We start from the raw sequence: 20,433 nt of genomic DNA, 5'->3' as shown, positions 1-20,433 counted from the left end.
ATTACCACTACAAAACGATAAAAAAGTAATTTACAAGATGAACATATCTCCACCAGTGATACCATTCCCCTACCATGAAAATTAACTTCAGATTATTTGCCTTCCTTTTATCTGTATTATTTACCTCCTATGGTTTTAGTCAAACCCCTGCTGCCCCTCCCAGGCTCAGTTTAAATTTTAATACCAACTGGGCATTTTTCCGGGGTGATGCACCTGGAGCGGAGGCCATAAAATACAATGATGAAAATTGGGCTGCTGTTAGTATTCCACATACCATGCGCCTTGAGCCAAAGCATAATGGAGGCAATAATAACTATACCGGTATTGGCTGGTACCGCCGGTATTTCAAAATCGATAAAGCCAGCTTAGGGAAACGTATTACCTTAAATTTCGACGGGGTACAGAAAAACTGTGCGGTATTTTTAAACGGCGAAAAGCTGAAGGAGCATTTTGGTGGTTATCTGGGTTTTAATGTAGATATAAGTGATAAAGTAAGATATGGAACCAATAATGTACTGGCGGTACGGGTATCGAACGAGGATGATCCTTTAACCCCACCGGGAAAGGCGCAGGCTAAAATGGATTTCCTCTATTACGGTGGCATTTATCGCAGTGTAACGCTCCAGTTCAGTAATAAAATACATATATCAGATGCATTAGAGGCCAAGAAAATAGCGGGCGGTGGTTTATTTGTTTCCTTTCCAAAGGTAGATAAACAAAAGGCTGAGGTGAGCATCAAAACTCATGTTGTTAACCGCAGCAATAGCACCGCTAACCTTAAAGTGCTTACCATCATACAGGATAAAAACGGGCGAAAAATAGCCACTGTAAGTTCAGAAGGTTTGTTAGCAGGCCATTCTGATCAGGAGTATGTACAAAACCTTACGGTTTTAAAACCCAAACTATGGCATCCTGATCATCCTCACTTATATCAACTATTATCAAAAATATATGATGGTAAAATGCTGGTTGATCTAAAAGTTACCTCCATCGGCATTAGAACGATTTCTTTTGCTTCAGCGAATGGGAAAGCCGATGGTTTTTATCTAAATGGCGAAAAACTTTACCTACGTGGGGCCAACCGCCACCAAAGCTACCAGAACATCGGTGATGCCGCTTCTGAATCTATGCAGTGGCGCGATGCGATACAGCTCAAAAAAGGAGGGTTTAATTCAGTCAGGGCATCACATTACCCGCAGTCTCCTGCATTTTTAGATGCATGCGATCAATTGGGCCTATTGGTAATCGAATGCGAACCAGGCTGGCAGTTCTTTAATAAAGATTCGGTATTTATCCAGCGAAGCTATGAGCAGGTAAGGGAAATGATCAGACGGGACCGTAACCGGCCATCGGTATTTTTGTGGGAAACATCACTGAACGAATCACCAACACCCGATTATTGGGCAAAAGAAGTAGTGCGCATCGCTCACGAGGAAATGCCAAATAACCAGATGTTCACTGCCGATGATTTCTTTGCTAAAGGAAAAAAATATTACGATGTAAGTTATAAGGTAATCAACGAAGACGGCACCGACCCAATGCCTTCAATGCCATCGCTCACGCGCGAATGGGGCGACACCTGGATTGCCGACCCCAAGAAGGAAAACGGCTTAAGGGCATCGCGGATGTACACCGCAAAAGGACTGATTGCCCAGTGTACACTGAGGCAGAATGCACTGAACGGAACGATGCTTGAAGAAGAAGGTGGTTATTGGGACCATGCCAAGTTAGACGCCAATAAGCGGATGGGAGGATATTTTCTCTGGAGCTTTAACGATTATACCCGGGGATCGGATCCACTTACCGCATTCAGCGGCGTGGTGGATATCGACCGCTATGAAAAGTTTGGCTATTATCAGTTAAAAGCGATGCAAGATGCCCGGAATCCGGTATATGGTCCGACTGTTTTTATTGCCAGTTATAATAATAACCCCAGTATTGATTCTAATCTGATTATTTTTTCAAATTGCGATAAGGTGAGGCTTTACCGTAACAACCGCTTACTGGGAGAAATATCAAGGGCGCAAAATGCAAAAACAGCGCCATTCGTCGCCGCTAAAGGCGGTAGCCCGTATTTTAAGTTTAAAACGAATGCTTATGAGCCAGGTATACTAAGGGCGGAAGGGATATTAAATGGTAAAATAACCTGTTCGCATGTGGTCAGAACTCCAGAACAGCCCGACCATTTAGAAATCGAAATTGCTGACCGTGGGATCAGTCCTATAGCCGATGGCTCAGATATGGTCCCCATTTACATTAAAGTGTGTGATCGGAATGGAACAGTGATCAGTAACAAAGAACAGCTACAGACTTACCCGATCAACTTAAGTGTTTCTGGAAAAGGGACATTGATAGGCGCAAATACGGTACGCGCAAAAATTACTGATCAACAAACGGAAGGGGGAATCGGTTATGGCATCATCCGCACCAGTGAAAATGCGGGCAATATCAATATAACCGCTACCTCACCTGGCCTTAAACCTGCAACCAAAGCGGTATTGACTGTGCCTTACAAAGGAATTTACGCAACTGATGGTGACCATATAAAATGGAAAAATGAAGTAGAAACTGCCGATACCGTTACCGTAGATACAAAATCGGATCAATTGCCTCCAATGATTAAGCTGATGGCAGGCATGTTCGGTTCTTATGAAAAGATAAGTACTTCAGAATTTGAAAAATTAATTGATGGTGATCCGAGAACCATCTGGACAGTATCAAGAGAGCTACTTCCCTTAACCATAAATATCGACCTGAAAAAATCTGTTACAGTGAAAGGCAGCCGCATTATCTGGGGAAAAGACAGCGATTGGTATAACTATTCGCTACAGGGTTCTGCTGATGGAATAAAATGGATTGATTTAATCGCGCTGAGAAAAGTATCAGGACAGAATTATGCGCCCGTGTTTTTTGAAGGCAAAAATATCAGATACCTAAAAATTCAAATATCAGACGTTCAGCCTGAAAAAAGTAAAGTGGCTATCGGCGATCTTACCTTATATGGCTTTTAAGCAATAAATCCTATAAACCTGAGTTCGATAATTATTAGCTGAAAATCATATCTTATACACGCCTAATCCAGCTTTATCGTCCTGCTGAATTTATTTCAGCATCTTTTTAGCGTGAAAGACCCTGAAATAAATTCAGGGTGACGACCGTCTTAACAGAAAACTTGATTAAAACGCCACATTTTTTTGAGATTTAATAATCGAACTCAGGTTATAAACTAAAAACAGCGGTTTATTTGAGTATAAAAACTAACCGCTACACCGATTAATCCTTCAAAGCCACCAATTATCGGATTTTAAAGGTGGCCTTTCTTTACATTTCTCCTCAAAAAAATATTTTTTATCATTCCCTGCGTTCTGTCGCAACTCATCCTGCTTTTTGTCGTCTTTTAGCCATTCTATTTCTAGCCGGTAAGATAGTTTTGTAGAAAAAAGATACAAGATGTTTTCAAATACCTTTAAGGCGATGGCAGGCATACTAGTTTCGATTAGCTGCATGACCTACATACAATCGTGTCAAAAAGATAGTTTTTTGATCACCCTATCCAATAACATTTCGTTTAAGGAAAAATTATCGGAGTACCATATCTTTCAAGGGAAACCTTCAGAGCTGGTTCCAGAATCAACATTTAAAGTTTATGAACTTTCAACAGCCCTGTTTACAGATTATGCCGAAAAGCAGCGCCTCATTCAGTTACCTAAGGGTACAAAACTGAGTCCTGCTGGCGATGGTTTGCCGAATTTTCCGGATGGGACAATGTTGGTAAAAACCTTTTATTATTACAAAAACAAGCAAAACCCTTTATTGGGAAAGAAAATCATAGAAACAAGGTTATTGATCAAACATCAAGATGTATGGAATGTAGCAACCTACAAATGGGATGATGGCCAGAATGATGCAATACTGATTACAACAGGTGCTGCAGAAAACATCACCTGGATAGACGAACAGGGCATTACTAAAACTGTTAATTACCATATACCCAATAATACCGAATGTAATACCTGCCATCAATCGGCTGATATAAGCACACCTATTGGCCTAAAACTCCGCAATTTAAACAGAACGGTAACCAGAAACGGAGCTCCGATCAATCAGTTAACCCACTTGCAAAATGAGGGCTTGTTCGCAAATATTAACCCGTCATCATTTGGCCGTTTACCCAATTGGGAAGACCCAAGCCATACACTCGAAGAACGGGCCAGGGCTTATCTGGATGTTAACTGTGCCCATTGTCATAACGATGGCGGTAGTTGTAAAAGAATTGTGTTCAGACCAGCTTACGAAACACCATTTGATGAAACCTTTTTAAGAAACTATAAAAAGTCGATCATCATTGATATGGAGAAGAAGAGCATGCCAAAACTTGGAACAACGATTACACACACCGAAGGAATCGAATTATTGAAAGCATATCTCTCCACACTTTAAATCAAATTTTATGAACTATCGCAAGGCCATAGGCTGTATCAGCATACTTTCCGGCATTTTATCCGTAGCCTGTTTGTGGGTAGGTGCCATAGCGGTCAACTATAATTTCGAAGCATTTTCCGACCCAAAACTCATTCTGCAATATGCAGATCAGTTTAAAGCCGCTTATTGGTTTAATATTTTGGATATGTTCGGTTATTACCTCTTGTTGCTCCCACTTGTTTTTTATCTCGATCAGCAATACAGGTTTCGTACACCGTGGCTTTCACTCTTTACAAATAGCGGCCTGTGTTATGTGCTGATAGGTGCAATTGGCGCCATTACGCTTGCTGTGGCATGGCCACCGTTGATGCACGATTTTCTACATGCTTCGGGCGATGAATCCAAAATTATTGCCCTTGTCATTTCTGTTTTAACCACCATTGTAACCAAAGGGCTTTGGAATATACTGGAGGCCTTGTTTGCCTCTGTTTGGTTTATCGGGATAGGAAGGCTTTTATACGATGATCAAAAAGTGATCGGAATCATTGCTGTGGTTACCGGAATAGCAACCCTGATAGATGCTATGGGAAATGTTTTCGAGCTAAAAGTACTGGCTGAGATTGGTCTAAATATTTATTTGCTTGGTTCAATTCTATTTGTACTCGGATTTGGGTACCCGCTTATCAAAAAAACAGGAACTCATGATATTGATCTGGAAACGATAAATCATGATACGGATTATTAAATATAAAAATATGGATAATACAACTTTAGTACTGGGTGGCACTGGTAAAACAGGCCGAAGAGTGATTGATAGACTTGCAAAACTAGGCATTCCTATTAGAATTGGTTCAAGAAATATAGCACCCTTTTTTGATTGGTATAAAGAAGAAACCTGGGATGCTGCGCTATCAGGAATTGAAAAAGTATATATCACTTTTCAACCCGACATAGCTATTCCACAGGCGCAACAGATTATACAATCATTTGTTCAAAAAGCTAAATATGCCGGAGTTCAAAAACTAGTCCTGCTATCGGGAAGGGGAGAACACGAAGCAGAATTATGTGAAAATTTGGTTATAAAATCGGGGCTAGATTGGACAATTGTAAGGGCAAGTTGGTTTATGCAGAACTTTAGTGAAGGCTTTTTGCTCGATTCGATATTAGCTGGTGAAATGATATTGCCAAAAATAAATGCCGATGAACCTTTTGTAGATGCAGATGATATTGCTGACGTTGTGGTGGAAGCCTTAATGGATGATGCTCATTCACATCAAATCTACTCGTTAACTGGCCCTACATTATTATCATTTGAAAAAGCTATCTCTCTTATCGCCAACGCTATAAAAAGAGAAATCCAATATGCTGAGATCAGTATGCACAATTATACAGATATGCTTAGAAGTTATGAACTAACGGAAGAGTTTATCTCGTTAATAAGCTATTTGTTTACCCAAGTGTTGGATGGTAGAAATGAGTTTATAACAAATGATGTTGAAACCGTTTTAAAGAGAAAACCAACATCGTTTCAAGAATACATTAATAAAACAATAAAAACAGGAATATGGAACCAACCATAAATGTATCAACAGTGCAATGGGTACAGATAGCTACAGTGTTATTAACTGGATTACTGGCTGGGCTTTTTTATGGCTATGATTGTTCGGTAATTAAAGGCTTAGGCAACCTGTCGGATAAAGCATATTTGCAATCGTTTCAATCCATTAGCAAGGAAATTATTAACCCTTATTTCTTTTTGAGCTTTATTGGAAGCATGATTGTATTGCCTATTTCTGCTTGGTTAACATTCAAAATAGAAGTGGGGACGTCCTTTTATTTATTATTAGTTGCCACTCTTGTTTATTGGATAGGTGTTTTCGTTATAACGGGTGTTTGTAATGTACCGCTGAATAACATGGTAGAACAATTTAATATTTCGGAAGCTTCAGACGCAGCTATTGCCGAAATGCGACAAAAGTTTGAGACAGAATGGAATCTATGGCATCATATTCGTACGTATGCCTCAATTATTTCGTTCTTATTCAGTATAATAGCCGCTGTAAAAAGAACTTAATCTGGGATGTCAAATTACTAAATAGCAATTATTGGTGCAGGTATAGGCGGTTTGTGCTTGGCACAGGCTCTTCAGAAAAATAAAATTTCTTTCACCATTTATGAAAAAAATGATAAAGCTGAAGATTGGTTAGACGGTTACCGAATACATATAAGGTCGGTTGGTAGCAAAGCCTTGCATCAATGCTTGCCATTTAAACAATGGAATGACTTTTTAAATCATACGGGGCTAGATGCAGATGGTATTGGTTTTTTAACTGAAGATTTTGAGGAACTGGTGCATGTTCCTGAAAAATTAATGATAGGACAAAACCCAGAGCCTTATTTAAAACAATATGCCATCAACCGTACCGATCTTCGAAAAATCCTGTTATCAGACCTCGATGAAAGTATAAATTATGGAAAGAAGCTTGATCGGTTTGAGCAACTTGAAAATGGGAGTGTAAAAATTTTCTTTGCAGATGGCACAAACGAAGAAGCCGATATACTTATAGGGGCCGACGGTGCAAATTCGAAAGTTAGACAACAGTATTTGCCTAATGCTAGGCGGGTAGAAACTGGTGCAATTGCAATAGGTGGAAGAACAATGCTTACGGTAGAAAGCCGGAAATGGATCCCAATAACCATATCAGGCCGTATGAATGTAGTGATGCCAAAAGATAAGTTTTTTTTCTTTAATGCATTTTTTGATAAAGGAAAAGATGTCGACAGTGATAAGTGTAATTACATTCTATGGTCGCTGGTGGGGGATAAAAAGTACTTTCAAGATGTTAGTGTAGAATCAGATTTAAAGCAAAAGGCCTTGTCCCTTATCCCACATTGGAACCCAATTTATAAAAAAATCATCAGCGAAGGGGATGGAGACACATTACTGCTTTTAAATATTAAAACAATGCTTCCAATAAAATCTTGGGCTGCTAGTTCTGTTACTTTAATGGGCGATGCGATACACAATATGACGCCTATGCAAGGTATGGGTGCAAATATGGCTTTGTATGATGCGTTTATTTTGTCGAAACAATTAATTGAAGTAGTACTTCAGAGAAAAGATAAACTGGAGGCAATTAAAGCCTACGAGACTGATATGAGGAATAAAGGATTTGCTGCGGTTGCAAAATCGATGAAGTACACGCATAAAGCCATTTCAGAAAATCGATTGATAAGACTGATGAGCCGTAATTGGTTTAGGCTTTGCAACAAAGTTTTTTTCTTAAAAAAAATATCCTTTGGAAATAATTGGAAAGACTAAAAAATATATGTTGGCCATGATTACAGATAAAGAAAATGCTCCGCATTATTTCTGGGGCGAAAAATGCGATAACTGGGTGTTAGCAGATACTGATGGCTTATCAGTGAAGTATGAAAGTATGCCCTACGGTACGAAGGAAAAACTGCATTATCATTTAAATGCGCAGCAATATTTCTTTATATTAAAAGGAAGTGCTACTTTTTACATTGAAGATCAGAAAGTTGTATTAAGCCAACAGCAAGGTCTTCTCATTAATCCCGGGATGAAGCATTTTATAGCTAACGAAACAGATCAGAAACTCGACTTTCTTGTTATTTCCCAACCATCAACAAATAACGACAGAATAATAATTAACGATAATGAGCAATAGACAAATTGAGTACAGTTTTGAGAGGATCCCCACTTTGGAACAGATTATTGAGCTATATGATAATTCTGGCCTTCCCAGACCAATAGCTGATAGGGCAAGAATTGAAACTATGTACAAAAATTCGAACCTCATCATTACTGCCTGGGACAACGAAAAACTTGTTGGTATATCTCGTTCGCTTACCGATTGGGTGTGGTGTTGTTATCTGGCCGACCTTGCGGTAAGTCCTGATTATAAAAAAAGTGGTATTGCAAAAAAAATGATTGAACTAACCAAACAGAAAGTAAGTGAAAAGTCGATCGTTTTACTACTTTCTGTACCTACAGCATTAGAATATTACCCAAAAGTGGGAATGGACAAAGTTGAGAATGGCTTTATCATTCACAGATCCGAATAATGTTATTTTAGAAATCTCATTGTCGCATACTCTCTTTTTTTTGTCGTATTAAGTGCCTAAAAAACGCCTTGACCCTTTTAATTTTGATTAAATTAATCGATGTACCATGCGTAAACTTAAATTACAAATGCAACTGTCTCTTGATGGTTATTATGCTGGCCCAAACCAAGAAATGGATTGGATGATTTGGGATTTTGATCAGCAATTAAAAAAGCATTTAAATGAATTAACTGCCCCTGTTGATTGTATTTTGTTGGGAAGAAAATTGGCAGAGGGCTTTATACCAACTTGGAAAGAACGGCTAGCTGACCCTGCAGGAGAAGATCCAGTGTTCGTAAAAAAAATGAACGATACGCACAAGGTTATTTTCTCAAATACGCTTACAAAATCAGTTTGGGAGAATACAACTCTTGCAACTAAAGATCTTAAAACTGAAATCAACAACTTGAAACAACAAGATGGCGGTGACATAATTATGTATGGGGGGCATAATTTTGCATCGAATGTGATTAGCGAAAATCTTATTGATGAGTATAACCTCTACATCCATCCAATTGCCATTGGAAATGGTTTGGCGCCGTTTCACAATAGAACGAGTTTAGAGCTCGTCCAATCGAAAACCTTTGCTTGTGGAATTACATTTATTCAATACAAATCAAAAGCAGAATAAGGTATGAAAGCTAAATTCAAAGTAGTGGTAAAAACCATCTTAACTGCTGTTTGTCTTTTCATTACAACGATAATAATGGCTCAACAATCTGTTTTACAAAAGCCCGATACAGCAGGCTATGCACCTGTAAACGGATTGAAAATGTATTATGAAGTTTATGGACAGGGTAAACCAATTGTTTTAATACATGGAGCCTATCAAACCATTGGCCTTTGCTGGAGTAGCTTAATTCCTGACTTATCAAAAACAAGGAAAGTGATTGCTGTAGAAATACAAGGTCACGGACATACAAAGGATATTGAAAGACCCTTTTCGTATAAATTATTGGCAAGTGATGTAATTGAGTTATTGCACTATTTAAAGATTGACAAAGCCGACATGATGGGCTTTAGCGTAGGCGGAACAGTAGCCATACAGGTTGCTATACAGCAGCCTCAGTTAGTAAATAAACTAGTGATACTTTCTACTCCCTATCAATACACAGGATGGTTACCTGAAATGCGAACAATGCTAAAATCGTTGAAGCCTGATTTTTTGGACCAAACACCCTACAAAGCGGCACATGAAAGTAGCTATGCTAATGAACAAAAATGGCATGGCTTTGTAAGCAAATTTATAAAATTCGACACTGAAGACTTTGATTTGGGCGATGAAAATCTGAAAAATATTAAAGCACAAACACTGTTTGTATTTGGAGATAATGATGGTATTGACTTAGTTCATAAAGCAAAGTTATATCAACTATGTGGTGGTAATGTATTCGCTGATATGGAAGGATTTCCAAAATCGCAATTGGCTATTCTACCAAACACAAGCCATGTGGGATTAATTATGCAACCCCAAAAAATTGCCGAATTGGTTCAACCTTTTCTGAAATAAGGATTATGTTGAAAACAAATTTATACTGATGAAAACCTAAAATCACTTAAATATAAAAATCATGAAATCAATCTTTCCAGTAATGCTGAGTGCCTTATTGATGTTTTCAATCGGCTGCCAATCACAATCAAAAAAAAATGAAATGCTTGAAGAAGCAAAAGTTGCCATTGCAAAGAGCAACGCGATTTATCGTAGCTTATTCCTTAAAAATGACGGATCCATCTTAACCTGTTATGCAGAGGATGCGTGTATTATGCCTCCAAATTCTAAAACGATATGCGGTAAAGAAGAAATGGACAAATTTTTTAAGCATGCCTATGCGGCAGGAGTTCGCGGTGGCAGATTTATCCAAACGGAAATTCATAGTAGTGGCGAAGGCTATATTACAGAAGTAGGGCGTTTGGAGGCTCAGGATGGAAATGATAAAGTTATAGATGATGGAAAATATCTGGTACTTTGGAAAAAAACAAAAGATGGCTGGAAAATGTATCGAGATATGTTTAGTAGCAATCATTAGGTAAAATGTATAATGTTATTTTATAGTCTACATGATTAAATTAGTTCATTATGATATTCAATATCTTGATGAGTTTGTTAAATTTAAGAACAACCCAAGCATATTGAACAATAAATTAGATATGCCCTCTAATTCTTATACCAGAAATGATGGAATAGAATTGTTTCAAAAAAATCTAGATAAAATAACCGCCGAGAGGTTTCTTGTTTTTTATAATGGAAATTTTTGCGGGGATATTGGTATTACCTCAAAAGAGAATGTTTATAGATTTAATGCTAGAATTGGTTACTGGGTTGCCGAACCATTTTGGGGTAAGGGAATTACAACTGAAGCTATTAAATTGATGACCGATTATGCTTTTAAAACTTTTGATATCACCAGGATAGAAGCTGGCGTTTTTGAATATAATAAGGCATCTATGAAGGTATTAGAGAAGAATGGATATGCACTAGAATGCATTCATAAAAAGTCTGTTATTAAAAATAATAACGTGTATGACGAATATATTTGGGTTAAATTTAAAGCGTAATTTTGCTTTTGTAATCTGCAGGTGTGTTTCCACTCCATTGTTTAAAGGCTTTTCTGAAAGTGCTCGGATCGGTATAACCAAGCTTATAGGCAATTTCCGAAATAGACAGTTCATTATGTTTCAACAAAGCAGCTGCAAGCTCATACTTTACCAGATCACTGAGTGTTCTATAAGTTGTATTCTCGTCTTGTAATTTTCTTTGTAAAGTTCGGGGGGTAATATTTAAAAAGACAGCTATGTTTTCTAATTGAGGGAAGTCAAATTGATAATTATTCAAAATTGCTTCCTTTACTTTTGCACTAAACCTTACTCCTTCTGCTGCTTGTCTTAACCTTTCGTGGAGCATGTTTTCGATAACAGCATTTAGTTTTGGGTTATATCCCAAAATAGGAATTTCTAAATCTGCTTTGTTAAATACAATGCAATTATAGGGCTGATTAAAACCTGGCCTGCATTTAAAGATCCTTTCATGTTCGGTAGTGTCAGAAACTTTTGGGTACCTGTAAAATACCTTTACCGGGTATACGGTTTGGCCAGAAAGTACTTTTATGAAATTAAGGGTTGCCGCAAATGGGATATCTACACCATGCCTTGCCGTTTCCGGATCTATATCATTCCATAATTGAACAGGTTCATAATGAAGATGAATTTCATTATTCTTTTCTTCAAGGGCAAAATCATACAATGCTGTAAACGTCCGGGTAAAGTACACTGTTTTTTTGAAGGCAGAGAGTACATCCCTATCGCTTTGCTGTAAATGACCGGCCTGACCAATAATCGGAGGCGTTGCCTTTTCTCCTAAGTGGAGTCCCAGGTTTTTGTCTGCAGAAATTTGAAGCATAGCATCCATAATGGCAATGTTTGCTTCAAGCGAAACTTTCATTTCTATCTTGCTCAGATCATCCGGATTAATGTTCCCTGCACTACAAATGGTATTTACTTCTGCCTCATTTCTTGCACTAAGTAATATTAAGTTTCGCATTACTGGCATGGCAACCCAAAAAGTATTTATAGATGTACCACTTTGCTTGTAAAACCCTTCCATGCTATTTAATTATCGTTCAATTATATAAATTTATGTCAATAAAACACCCCACTCAAGTGCTTTTACATTATAGTATGGTAGTGGACCATTCTTTTATCCTTATGCTATCCCCCCTGGCGGAATCAATTCCGCGATAAACAAATATAAAAAATGTAACCACTAAAGCGCATCAACTATTGGCGATAAATGCCTGTATTTCTTCATTATTTTTGGCTATTTTCGCTAACCTAGCCTAAGATAACATGACGAAATTTTTTACACTATCTATTTTTCTGCTAAATACTGTTGTATCAATTTATGCGTTTGGACAGTACAACCTGCGCTCTTAGGTGTGTTGATTATGGCCATCACTTATTGGCTGCTGTTTTACAAGTTTTCTTCTCCTAAAGAGCGTAAAGAAATTAGAATATCCTCCTCAACACCACGATTAAAAAACTTAGAATAATTACTCCTTATTGCTGTTTATTTAGCAGCGTCGTTAATTTCATTTTAGGCATGAATAGCTCTTTTCATAAAAACTATAAATTCTATAGTTTTTGTAGTCTTTTTGAGAATTTTTTTTTATATTTGTCAAAATGATGTTAATTATATTAACGATAAATTAAATTACAATGCACCATTTACAATTTGTTTCCATGCGAATGTGCCTTTCCTGTTGTTGCTAATACAGCAGCGCTCCTCACCCCCATTTTTTTTAAATAATTACTGGCCTAAGGCTAACTGCAGAAGTGTAGCTTTTCTAAACAGCGTGCAAAATGAGATAGTGTCTATCATAAAAAACAAAACCGACAGGGAAGCCCTGCCGGATATTATTCGATAACCAGCGTAACGCCAATCACTTCTGGTCATCAAGTTTTACTAACAATTCAAATCATTAAATAAAACTGTATAAATATATGGAAAAATCTATCCATAGAAAAAAAATAGCCGTCAGGCTGATGGTATTTCTTGCAATTGCCATCTTTACCAAAAAAGCAAGCGCACAGCAAAATACCCCGATCATTAACTCAACCTTAATAGGATCAGTAAAAGATTCGATAACGAAACAGCCTATCGGGAATGTGGTTTTAGCTATAAAAGGAACTACACATGCCGTAACCAGCGCAGCCGATGGAAGCTTTTCGTTCCGTACCGGACAAAAATTCCCTTACACCCTCATAGTAAGTTTTATTGGTTATCAAACCAAAGAGATCGTGGTTGATGGAAGCCCGATTACCATTCTATTGGCAGAAAAAGCAAGCAGCCTGAACGATGTTGTTGTAATGGGGTATGGCAGCCAGAAAAAAAGCGACGTTACCGGATCGGTAGGCTCGGTTTCCAAAAACCTGTTGGTACAACCCGCTGCAAGTTTCGATAATATGCTACAAGGTGGTGTTTCTGGTATCGGCGTAACACAAAACTCAGGGCAGCCACGGCACGCAAACCGTAGCAAGAAAGCACTTCTGTAAGGATTATGGTTCAAAGCATTTAATACAGTCGGGATGCTTTGAAAACCATATATTTCCAATTCTCCAGGGCAAACAGCTATGCTGCCTAAAGCACCATTAATGACCTAAATCCTGAAGAAACAGATTAAGATCATCGTCTTTCCCTAAACCTAACTTTTGTTTAATCCGGTAGCGGCTCATGCGCACACTTTTGGCTTCGATATGCATCAGCTGGGCAATTTTTTTGGTATCCATCTTCAAATGCAGGTAAGCACAGAGTTTCAGATCGAGTGCAGTGAGTTTTTGTTGTGCCTGTTGATTTAACAGAGAGAAAAATTCTGGATGTACCTGTTGGATCTGAAATTTAGCCTGCTCAAAGTCATTGTCCAAAAGCAGCTCTTCATTCCAGATTTTATTAATATTCAGCTGATTGTTGTCGCTGAGCTTTTCTTTGATCTGAAAAAGCATCTCTTTTTTATGTTCCAATTGTAATTGATTGGCCATTACTTCTTTTTGCAATTGCTGTTGCTGGCTTTCCAATAGCAGTTGTTCTACCTTTAACCTTGCCTGCTCTTCTTTTTCGAGTTTCATCTGCAATTCAGCATCCTGTTTTTCCAGGTGCAGCTGTTTTTCGCGCTGTAATGAATATCTTAACCTAAAATGGTAAGATCGGAACATGAATATCAGCCCCAGCAGCGAAGCAATGGCAATGCCAAAGTACAGGTACTTTTGCTGTTGCGCATATTTTTCACTTTGCTTTAACAGCTTCACCTCATTGTTTTTTTTTTCAGTTTCGTATTGTACTTCTAGTTTTTGGGCATTCAAAGCCTGCTTCTGATCAAAGAGTTTACTGTTGTATGCTGTTGCTTTTTTCTGAAACTCAAGTGCCTTTGCGTAATTGCCATTTTGCTCATAAAAGCTGGATAATGCCGTTACAATATTGATCAGTGTATAATAATATGGCGCTTGCTGGTCTTTCATCATACTATAAGCCTCTTGTAAATACCCTTCAGTCATGGCCGTATTTTTATCTCTTTTGGCGTATTCGCTCAAAATACCCAAACTGCTCGCCCTAACCTCTTCCCCATTCAGCACGCCTCTCATTACCTCGTTGGCCATGTTTGCATACCGAATGGCATTTGCTTTCGCAGCCTGATCTGTATCAGGGAAGTATTTCAAATAATAATCTGCACTATTAATACAAGCCATAGCGTATGTTTTTCTGGCAACGTATTGAGGGTACTGTTTATAAAGATCTTGTACTTTATTTAAGTAGTAAATAATGCTATCCCGCTGTAATGCTCTTTTAGTTGCTACAAAATTATAATCAGCAGCTACCGACAGCGCAATATAACAGTTACTCAATAGGTTATAGTCAGTAGTTTTAAGTGCACTTTCAGTGGCCTTTTGAGCATATCTATTTACATTTTTCACATCGTCCCATCTCGTATTCAGTGCATATAACTGGTAATATATTTTAGCAGTAAGATAAGGATCGTATTTTTTCTCCAACATTTTAAGCCCCATCTGGCAATACTTAGTTACCAATTCATTATTGTCAATAGCATTGTAAAATAGCGCTTGCGCATAATAAGCATAAGCCAGGCCAATGGGCTGTTGAGCCTTTTGCCCAATAGATAAAGTGGTATCGTTCGTTTTTTTCAACAAAGCAAACTGCTTCGTATTTGCATAAACATTAACCAGCATGGCATATGCTTTTATGGCTTCGGTAAAGTTTTTGATTTTTATTGCCAAACCTACACTTTGTTGCGCCTTTGCAATTGCGGCTGCATAGTTTGCATTAACCCTATATCTTTCGGCCAACTGTGTAAGCAAAGCCGGTTTATCCTTTTCGCTTAAATTATCGAGTGCGGTACTATCCAATAAGCTTTGCGCCTTAGCCGTATAACAACCTATAACGATGCCAATTAAGAGTAATACGTTTTTAAAAACCAGGTGCTTCATATCGTAAAATTAACATAAAGATTGAAGCTTAGATAAAATTGTAGACGAAAAACAGAAATAAACAAAAACGGTAAAACATTAAAAATAAACAAGTTAAATCATATTGTAGATATATTGTAGACGTTTTATTAAAATGCAGTAGATGTTCTGTAGATGGAGAAATCTTTTAAAAGGTAAGGTTTAGTCTCAACTTTGAATAAATAATTTTTCAATCTAAAAAAACAGAAATCATGGACAACAAAACCCTTTCAATCATTTCTTACATCACCCTTATCGGTTGGTTAGTAGCTTATTTTATGGGAAAAGATAAAGCTGACAATTTGCTTAAATATCACTTAAGACAGTCGTTAGGCCTCGCCATTGTGAGTATCATTTTCAACATAGCGTTTACCATCATTGCCCTTATAGTGCCTAGTTTATCTTTTTTGGAGTTTGTTGGTTATGCATTTATCATTCTTTGGATTATGGGAATTATCAATGCGGCCAATGGTGCATTAAAACCTGTTCCAATTATTGGTAAATGGTTCGAAGACAAATCTTCATTTGTTGGTAAATACTAAAAAGAAGTTTATGCGCCTCAACATCAAAAATGTCATGCTAATGGTGATGGTCTCGACCATCACTGCATGCAACCTTAGGGTAAATACCTCCGAAGAATATTTTGACCAGGCAGCCTTAAATGCCAATGATATATCACGTTTTGGCACTTACTATTTTGAAGGCTATCAAGAATATCTTAAAAACGTATCTGGTCCCGGCAAAGTTACCAATTGCGAAGAATACCTGAAAAATTCGATTACCAGGGCCGAAAAGAACTTGGAGAAAGTAAAGAAACTTCAGCCAACTCCGGAAACAAAACCTATGCTGGATGCTTCAATAATACTGTATAACTATGTTTTAACAAGTTACAAGGAAGAGCATCTCAAAATAGCCAAAATGATAGATAAACATGAGCCCGAGGAAAACATTAACAAGGCCTTAACTGAACTCGATACCAAACCCTATGACTAGCTATGGAAACTTGCAGATGTATATGCTAAGGACAATAACATTGCAGTAGAAAAGATGCCTTTTTAATCGTTATTATTCAGTCATTCAACACCTTAAATAGATTACTATGAAACAAGGACTTTCGATATTCTGGATACTTTACATGTTGTTTTTTGCCATTCCCTTCCCGATGTTGTTATATTACAACATTAAGAGCGACAACATGCCGAACCTGATGGAAAGAGACCCATGGCTATCGTTAAGTTTGGTAGGAGTTTCTGTGTTGTTGTGGATTATCCTCTTAATAGGCTATTACCGCAAATGGGTAATCCGTACTTTTTCGATAAAGCGCAATATAGAAAAACTCAAAAATACCGGTGAGCCGCGTGAGGCCAAAATTATAGCGGCTGTAAAAGTGTCAAAACCTAATGTGGCTTATGATACCTATGAACTCACACTCCAGTTTAAAAATCTGGCAGGTAGTGAAATCAGGCAAAAAACCACAATAAATGATTCAAAATCTTACGAACGCCGCTATGAGGTTGGTAAAACCGTGGGCATACTGTTGGATAAGGAAGCAAACAAAGTCCCTTATCTCATTATCGCCAGTACAGAAGTGAGCATAAACAAAACCATAGTAGTGCTGGTTAACTTGGCTTGGCTCGCTTTTACCTGTATCGTTGCTGGCTATTTTGTTTATTCCTATTCCTCAGAAAGCGAAGGCATGGGCTGGCGTTTTATGAGCTTAGGCCATCCATTGTTGGTTTGTCCTGCAGCACTTCTTTTTTACCGGATTTTAGGTGCTATTATCCACAGCAAATTTTTGGGTAAGCCAAATGAATTGTTCCTGATCAAATTTAAAGGTATCCGGACAACCGCCAGGTTGATTAAGGCCAGCCAGACCGGCATGTATATCAACGAACAGCCAATGATTAATTTTGAGCTGGAATTTACCGATCAACATAACCAAAAACATAAGGCAAACCTAAAAAAGATTGTTGACCTGCTCGATCTGGATATAACCAAACAGGAACATGTATCCATTTTTTACCTCAAAGAAAATCCACAGAAAATTGCCCTTGAAAAAGACTTGAACGAAATTAAAGGAGAATTCTGATGAAAAACTTAAACAACATTTCCAGCCTGATCATATTGTCTTGCTTCCTGTGTTTCAGCTGCAAACAGGTCACAAAAAGTTTGGATGAAACCTTTCATCCAAACGATTCTTTGGCTAAAAAATACAATAAAGAAAACCGTATCGGATCAGAAGACGAATATACCGAAACCACTAAAACGACAACTTCTACACATCATCAGGAGAAATTTGTGGTGATAAACGGTGATACGGTTAAAACACCGGAACTTCAGGACAAGGCAAAAGAACTTTTTCATGATCTGGAACTATTAAAACAAAAGCAAACATCAGCAGGTAGCAAGGAAATCCAAAAAAGGGTAAATGAATTTTTAAAGGATATGAACCTGCCTCAGCCAGGGGCAAAAAACAGCAATACAGAAAAACCAGCAGCAAAAGTCAGGAAAGGGATGTTAAGTGCTTCACAATTGGCACAGGCAGAAGAGAAATTAAGGCAGCTGCCACAATACCGTGATAGAGAAATTGTAATATATGAATCTGTACACTTTTATGAAGATGGCTCCATTAAACTGGCCTTACAGCATCCCGAAAACCCTAAATATGTAGATGCATACCAATACAAAGATGGTTATTGGTCTGATCCAAAACCTGTACAGGCCAGGAATATTGAGCGCAGGATATTTCCTCTAAGTAAAATAAATTTTGCAGATGCACACAAGGTAATGCAGATTTATAATGATAAAGCCGCTCAGGTTGAAGGTGCAAAACCCACCACCACGGCCTACATTTCAATTTGGGATGATGGTATGCGTTGGTTCCCATCAACCATTAACGGTAGCCGTGAGCGCTACGACCTGCAATTCAATAACAACGGTACGCTAAAGAGTTTCAGGCAGGAATGAGAACAATATTGTTTATACTTTTAATAACATCAGCTATTTTCAAAATTCGGAATGAATTACAAAACTGCTATTACCTAAGCAAACTCAGTGCTTTTCTTAAATCTACATCGTTATTGCGCACCACATCTTCTGGAGTGTAATCCACTTCAAAATCGGGCATAATACCTCTCCCTTTAACTGGATTTTTAGCCATCGAAACTACCCGCATCCAAGGAAAATCGACTACAATTTTGGTATTGGGCAAGGTTAGTTTCTGAAGGGTTACCCCATTGCAGCCCTCTTCAGTACCTGCGGTTTCCCTTCCGATAAATTTAACATTCTTCCGTTGTGCTTTTAAAGCAGCCGTAAGCAGTACGCCCGAGGAAAAGGTAGCACCATCAATTAAAACAATCAGATTCCCATTAAAATGATTTTTTTTTGCCAGCTGAAAAGGCCCATAAATCCGTCCAAATGTAGGGGTTGCATTAATATGATACCAGTTACCTTCTTTACCGCCAGTTTTAAAGCCCAGCACAAATCCTTGCGTTACGGTTGTATCAAAATATTTTGAAAAACGGCTCTGTGCCAGGTCAGCAACTCTTGATTTCACATCCTTAACAATGCTAAAAGAGGAATCGGCAAGGTAAGATAACAATTGTGTAGCTACCCTGATATCACCACCTGTATTGTGCCTTAAATCTAACACCAGGTTTTTGATTCCTTTTTCCCTGATCAATGCAAAAGCATTTTTATACACAACAGTATCTGCGTATGCAAAAGGAGGTGCCGAAAACCATGCGGTGGCAGTTTTTTTAAAAAACCTGAGCCGACGATCAGGAATATCCTTGACAACAACCCAGTTTGCAAAATTATCGACTGGTTTTAACTTCGGATCTTCTGCTATTGCCCCATCTTCTGCCGCTTTCACATTTATGTTTTTTATTGCGCCATTAGCGGTACGAAGTTTAATATGATATGGGCCGGGCCAATGGTAACATTTATTACAGGCATCTTCGAAACCGTCATATTCGCTAAGAAATAGTTCTTTAAATGTTTCAGCATAACCATCTCCGCAATACAAGCCATATCCATGTTCAATTATTGCCGAAACCGCTATTCCGTTAATATTGATAATTTCATCTCCTGTGTTCACCTTGGTTGTTTGATGCATCGTTATCCATACATGGTGGTTCCTTACCAGTACTTTAAAAGGGAAGTGGGGAATCTTTTCACTGGCTGATGGTTTAAATGATGCTGAATGTTTTAACTGCGCATGCCCACACCTCAACTCACATACGAACGGGTAGATATGATCGATAAACTGACCTTCAGAAAGTGGCGATTTTATTGAGGCATAAGTTTTAACATAGGCCTTTTGCAAATCTGCAGGTGAAGTATAAATTCCATAGCCTGGATGCAATTCTTTAACTACCGACCATAAAACAGAGAGATCATCATGCATGCTTTTTACGCTCAGCATATTTTTGCCAAGGGTTTCAGTAATTACACCCCTTCTTTTATTTGAGGTATTGCCTCCACAACCGAAGGCAATGGCCATTAGAAAGAAAACAAAGATTTTTACAAGATGCATTTTCATTGCAGGATGATTATTTACATGCAATATACTGGAAGTTAAATAGGAACTAAAATTTCAATCACCCACTGCTAGATTATTAACCAACATTTGTGATTTTATTTTTATTTCAAAATAATAGCAGATCTTAAACCCCATTGTAATAAAATTAGCTTCGCTGAGCACTGCGTGGTTCCCATCTGCGTGGAAATGACGATCGACTTCGGCCCTCATACCAACTCTGTGCCCTCTGCGTTCTCGACCGCAGTGGAGAGATCTTTGAACTGATTCCGTGGTTCGTGTCCTCACGAACCACTACATTGCATCATTACCGGCTTTCTCTTTGATACTTG

At 38.1% G+C, this 20,433-nt stretch carries 20 protein-coding genes; 17 read left to right on the top strand and 3 right to left on the bottom strand.

Annotated elements, in window-relative coordinates:
- The first annotated feature begins 74 nt into the window (after window positions 1-74).
- The 12 genes from AW17_RS09360 to AW17_RS09300 all read left to right on the top strand — a co-directional run bounded on the left by AW17_RS09360 (window position 75) and on the right by AW17_RS09300 (window position 11,106).
- A complete protein-coding gene (locus tag AW17_RS09360) occupies window positions 75-3,011 on the top strand; it encodes a glycoside hydrolase family 2 TIM barrel-domain containing protein (RefSeq protein ID WP_029275872.1) in 2,937 nt (978 codons plus the stop codon).
- Between the two features lie 463 nt (window positions 3,012-3,474).
- Window positions 3,475-4,440: a hypothetical protein gene (locus tag AW17_RS09350; protein ID WP_157280253.1), complete on the top strand. Its 966-nt coding sequence runs from the start codon at window positions 3,475-3,477 to the stop codon at window positions 4,438-4,440.
- 10 nt (window positions 4,441-4,450) lie between these two features.
- The gene (locus AW17_RS09345) at window positions 4,451-5,167 is read left to right on the top strand and encodes a hypothetical protein (RefSeq protein ID WP_029275869.1); all 717 of its coding nucleotides are present in this window, start codon (window positions 4,451-4,453) and stop codon (window positions 5,165-5,167) included.
- Between the two features lie 10 nt (window positions 5,168-5,177).
- Complete coding sequence (locus tag AW17_RS09340; RefSeq protein ID WP_029275868.1) at window positions 5,178-6,002, top strand: NAD(P)H-binding protein; 825 nt, start codon at window positions 5,178-5,180, stop codon at window positions 6,000-6,002.
- Window positions 5,987-6,496 (top strand): anthrone oxygenase family protein, encoded by a 510-nt coding sequence (locus AW17_RS09335; protein ID WP_051691723.1) that lies wholly within the window; start codon window positions 5,987-5,989, stop codon window positions 6,494-6,496. The genes AW17_RS09340 and AW17_RS09335 overlap by 16 nt, the downstream gene beginning before the upstream one ends.
- Window positions 6,497-6,517: 21 nt before the next feature.
- Window positions 6,518-7,744 (top strand): FAD-dependent monooxygenase, encoded by a 1,227-nt coding sequence (locus AW17_RS09330; RefSeq protein WP_083488664.1) that lies wholly within the window; start codon window positions 6,518-6,520, stop codon window positions 7,742-7,744.
- 16 nt (window positions 7,745-7,760) lie between these two features.
- Entirely contained in the window at window positions 7,761-8,114 is a 354-nt protein-coding gene (locus AW17_RS09325) for a cupin domain-containing protein (RefSeq protein WP_029275865.1), read from the top strand.
- Complete coding sequence (locus AW17_RS09320) at window positions 8,104-8,511, top strand: GNAT family N-acetyltransferase (protein WP_029275864.1); 408 nt, start codon at window positions 8,104-8,106, stop codon at window positions 8,509-8,511. The genes AW17_RS09325 and AW17_RS09320 overlap by 11 nt, the downstream gene beginning before the upstream one ends.
- Window positions 8,512-8,617: 106 nt before the next feature.
- Window positions 8,618-9,181, top strand: coding sequence for a dihydrofolate reductase family protein (locus tag AW17_RS09315; RefSeq protein WP_029275863.1), 564 nt, complete (start codon window positions 8,618-8,620; stop codon window positions 9,179-9,181).
- A 3-nt stretch (window positions 9,182-9,184) separates the two neighbouring features.
- Window positions 9,185-10,060 carry an alpha/beta fold hydrolase gene (locus AW17_RS09310; protein WP_029275862.1) on the top strand — a complete coding sequence of 292 codons (876 nt, stop codon included), beginning with the start codon at window positions 9,185-9,187 and terminating at the stop codon, window positions 10,058-10,060.
- A 61-nt stretch (window positions 10,061-10,121) separates the two neighbouring features.
- Window positions 10,122-10,577, top strand: coding sequence for a YybH family protein (locus tag AW17_RS09305; RefSeq protein WP_036669483.1), 456 nt, complete (start codon window positions 10,122-10,124; stop codon window positions 10,575-10,577).
- Window positions 10,578-10,608: 31 nt separating this feature from the next.
- Window positions 10,609-11,106 (top strand): GNAT family N-acetyltransferase, encoded by a 498-nt coding sequence (locus AW17_RS09300; RefSeq protein WP_051691722.1) that lies wholly within the window; start codon window positions 10,609-10,611, stop codon window positions 11,104-11,106.
- Here the strand turns inward: AW17_RS09300 and AW17_RS09295 are convergent.
- Window positions 11,096-12,151 carry an AraC family transcriptional regulator gene (locus AW17_RS09295; RefSeq protein WP_029275859.1) on the bottom strand — a complete coding sequence of 352 codons (1,056 nt, stop codon included), beginning with the start codon at window positions 12,149-12,151 and terminating at the stop codon, window positions 11,096-11,098. The two genes, AW17_RS09300 and AW17_RS09295, sit on opposite strands and share 11 nt — an antisense overlap.
- An 896-nt stretch (window positions 12,152-13,047) precedes the next feature.
- Here AW17_RS09295 and AW17_RS09290 point away from each other — a divergent pair.
- Entirely contained in the window at window positions 13,048-13,599 is a 552-nt protein-coding gene (locus AW17_RS09290) for a carboxypeptidase-like regulatory domain-containing protein (RefSeq protein ID WP_029275858.1), read from the top strand.
- A 96-nt stretch (window positions 13,600-13,695) separates the two neighbouring features.
- Here AW17_RS09290 and AW17_RS09285 read toward each other — a convergent pair whose 3' ends face one another.
- Window positions 13,696-15,543: a hypothetical protein gene (locus AW17_RS09285; protein ID WP_029275857.1), complete on the bottom strand. Its 1,848-nt coding sequence runs from the start codon at window positions 15,541-15,543 to the stop codon at window positions 13,696-13,698.
- 230 nt (window positions 15,544-15,773) lie between these two features.
- Here AW17_RS09285 and AW17_RS09280 point away from each other — a divergent pair, with 230 nt between their 5' ends.
- The 4 genes from AW17_RS09280 to AW17_RS09265 all read left to right on the top strand — a co-directional run bounded on the left by AW17_RS09280 (window position 15,774) and on the right by AW17_RS09265 (window position 18,528).
- Window positions 15,774-16,103, top strand: coding sequence for a DUF4870 domain-containing protein (locus AW17_RS09280; protein ID WP_029275856.1), 330 nt, complete (start codon window positions 15,774-15,776; stop codon window positions 16,101-16,103).
- Window positions 16,104-16,113: 10 nt separating this feature from the next.
- Window positions 16,114-16,554, top strand: a complete 441-nt coding sequence (locus tag AW17_RS09275) for a hypothetical protein (RefSeq protein ID WP_029275855.1) — start codon at window positions 16,114-16,116, stop codon at window positions 16,552-16,554.
- Window positions 16,555-16,660: 106 nt separating this feature from the next.
- The gene (locus AW17_RS09270; protein ID WP_029275854.1) at window positions 16,661-17,650 is read left to right on the top strand and encodes a hypothetical protein; all 990 of its coding nucleotides are present in this window, start codon (window positions 16,661-16,663) and stop codon (window positions 17,648-17,650) included.
- The gene (locus AW17_RS09265; protein WP_029275853.1) at window positions 17,650-18,528 is read left to right on the top strand and encodes a hypothetical protein; all 879 of its coding nucleotides are present in this window, start codon (window positions 17,650-17,652) and stop codon (window positions 18,526-18,528) included. The genes AW17_RS09270 and AW17_RS09265 overlap by 1 nt, the downstream gene beginning before the upstream one ends.
- 70 nt (window positions 18,529-18,598) lie before the next feature.
- On the opposite strand, the gene AW17_RS09260 is transcribed toward AW17_RS09265, so the two are convergent.
- Window positions 18,599-20,104, bottom strand: coding sequence for a S41 family peptidase (locus AW17_RS09260; protein ID WP_055726089.1), 1,506 nt, complete (start codon window positions 20,102-20,104; stop codon window positions 18,599-18,601).
- Window positions 20,105-20,433: the final 329 nt, after the last annotated feature.

It is taken from the genome of Pedobacter borealis DSM 19626, from assembly GCF_000708285.2.
Lineage (GTDB): Bacteria > Bacteroidota > Bacteroidia > Sphingobacteriales > Sphingobacteriaceae > Pedobacter > Pedobacter borealis.
This window is presented reverse-complemented; position numbering and strand designations above follow the sequence as displayed.

Bases quoted from the DNA above. Each gene is read 5' to 3' on its own strand.
- AW17_RS09320 (WP_029275864.1), top strand. From the start codon at position 8,104: ATGAGCAATAGACAAATTGAGTACAGTTTTGAGAGGATCCCCACTTTG.
- AW17_RS09285 (WP_029275857.1), bottom strand. From the start codon at position 15,543: ATGAAGCACCTGGTTTTTAAAAACGTATTACTCTTAATTGGCATCGTT.
- AW17_RS09335 (WP_051691723.1), top strand. From the start codon at position 5,987: ATGGAACCAACCATAAATGTATCAACAGTGCAATGGGTACAGATAGCT.
- AW17_RS09270 (WP_029275854.1), top strand. From the start codon at position 16,661: ATGAAACAAGGACTTTCGATATTCTGGATACTTTACATGTTGTTTTTT.
- AW17_RS09360 (WP_029275872.1), top strand. From the start codon at position 75: ATGAAAATTAACTTCAGATTATTTGCCTTCCTTTTATCTGTATTATTT.
- AW17_RS09315 (WP_029275863.1), top strand. From the start codon at position 8,618: ATGCGTAAACTTAAATTACAAATGCAACTGTCTCTTGATGGTTATTAT.
- AW17_RS09275 (WP_029275855.1), top strand. From the start codon at position 16,114: ATGCGCCTCAACATCAAAAATGTCATGCTAATGGTGATGGTCTCGACC.
- AW17_RS09290 (WP_029275858.1), top strand. From the start codon at position 13,048: ATGGAAAAATCTATCCATAGAAAAAAAATAGCCGTCAGGCTGATGGTA.
- AW17_RS09340 (WP_029275868.1), top strand. From the start codon at position 5,178: ATGGATAATACAACTTTAGTACTGGGTGGCACTGGTAAAACAGGCCGA.
- AW17_RS09345 (WP_029275869.1), top strand. From the start codon at position 4,451: ATGAACTATCGCAAGGCCATAGGCTGTATCAGCATACTTTCCGGCATT.
- AW17_RS09280 (WP_029275856.1), top strand. From the start codon at position 15,774: ATGGACAACAAAACCCTTTCAATCATTTCTTACATCACCCTTATCGGT.
- AW17_RS09350 (WP_157280253.1), top strand. From the start codon at position 3,475: ATGGCAGGCATACTAGTTTCGATTAGCTGCATGACCTACATACAATCG.
- AW17_RS09300 (WP_051691722.1), top strand. From the start codon at position 10,609: ATGATTAAATTAGTTCATTATGATATTCAATATCTTGATGAGTTTGTT.
- AW17_RS09265 (WP_029275853.1), top strand. From the start codon at position 17,650: ATGAAAAACTTAAACAACATTTCCAGCCTGATCATATTGTCTTGCTTC.
- AW17_RS09295 (WP_029275859.1), bottom strand. From the start codon at position 12,151: ATGGAAGGGTTTTACAAGCAAAGTGGTACATCTATAAATACTTTTTGG.
- AW17_RS09310 (WP_029275862.1), top strand. From the start codon at position 9,185: ATGAAAGCTAAATTCAAAGTAGTGGTAAAAACCATCTTAACTGCTGTT.
- AW17_RS09260 (WP_055726089.1), bottom strand. From the start codon at position 20,104: ATGAAAATGCATCTTGTAAAAATCTTTGTTTTCTTTCTAATGGCCATT.
- AW17_RS09325 (WP_029275865.1), top strand. From the start codon at position 7,761: ATGATTACAGATAAAGAAAATGCTCCGCATTATTTCTGGGGCGAAAAA.
- AW17_RS09305 (WP_036669483.1), top strand. From the start codon at position 10,122: ATGAAATCAATCTTTCCAGTAATGCTGAGTGCCTTATTGATGTTTTCA.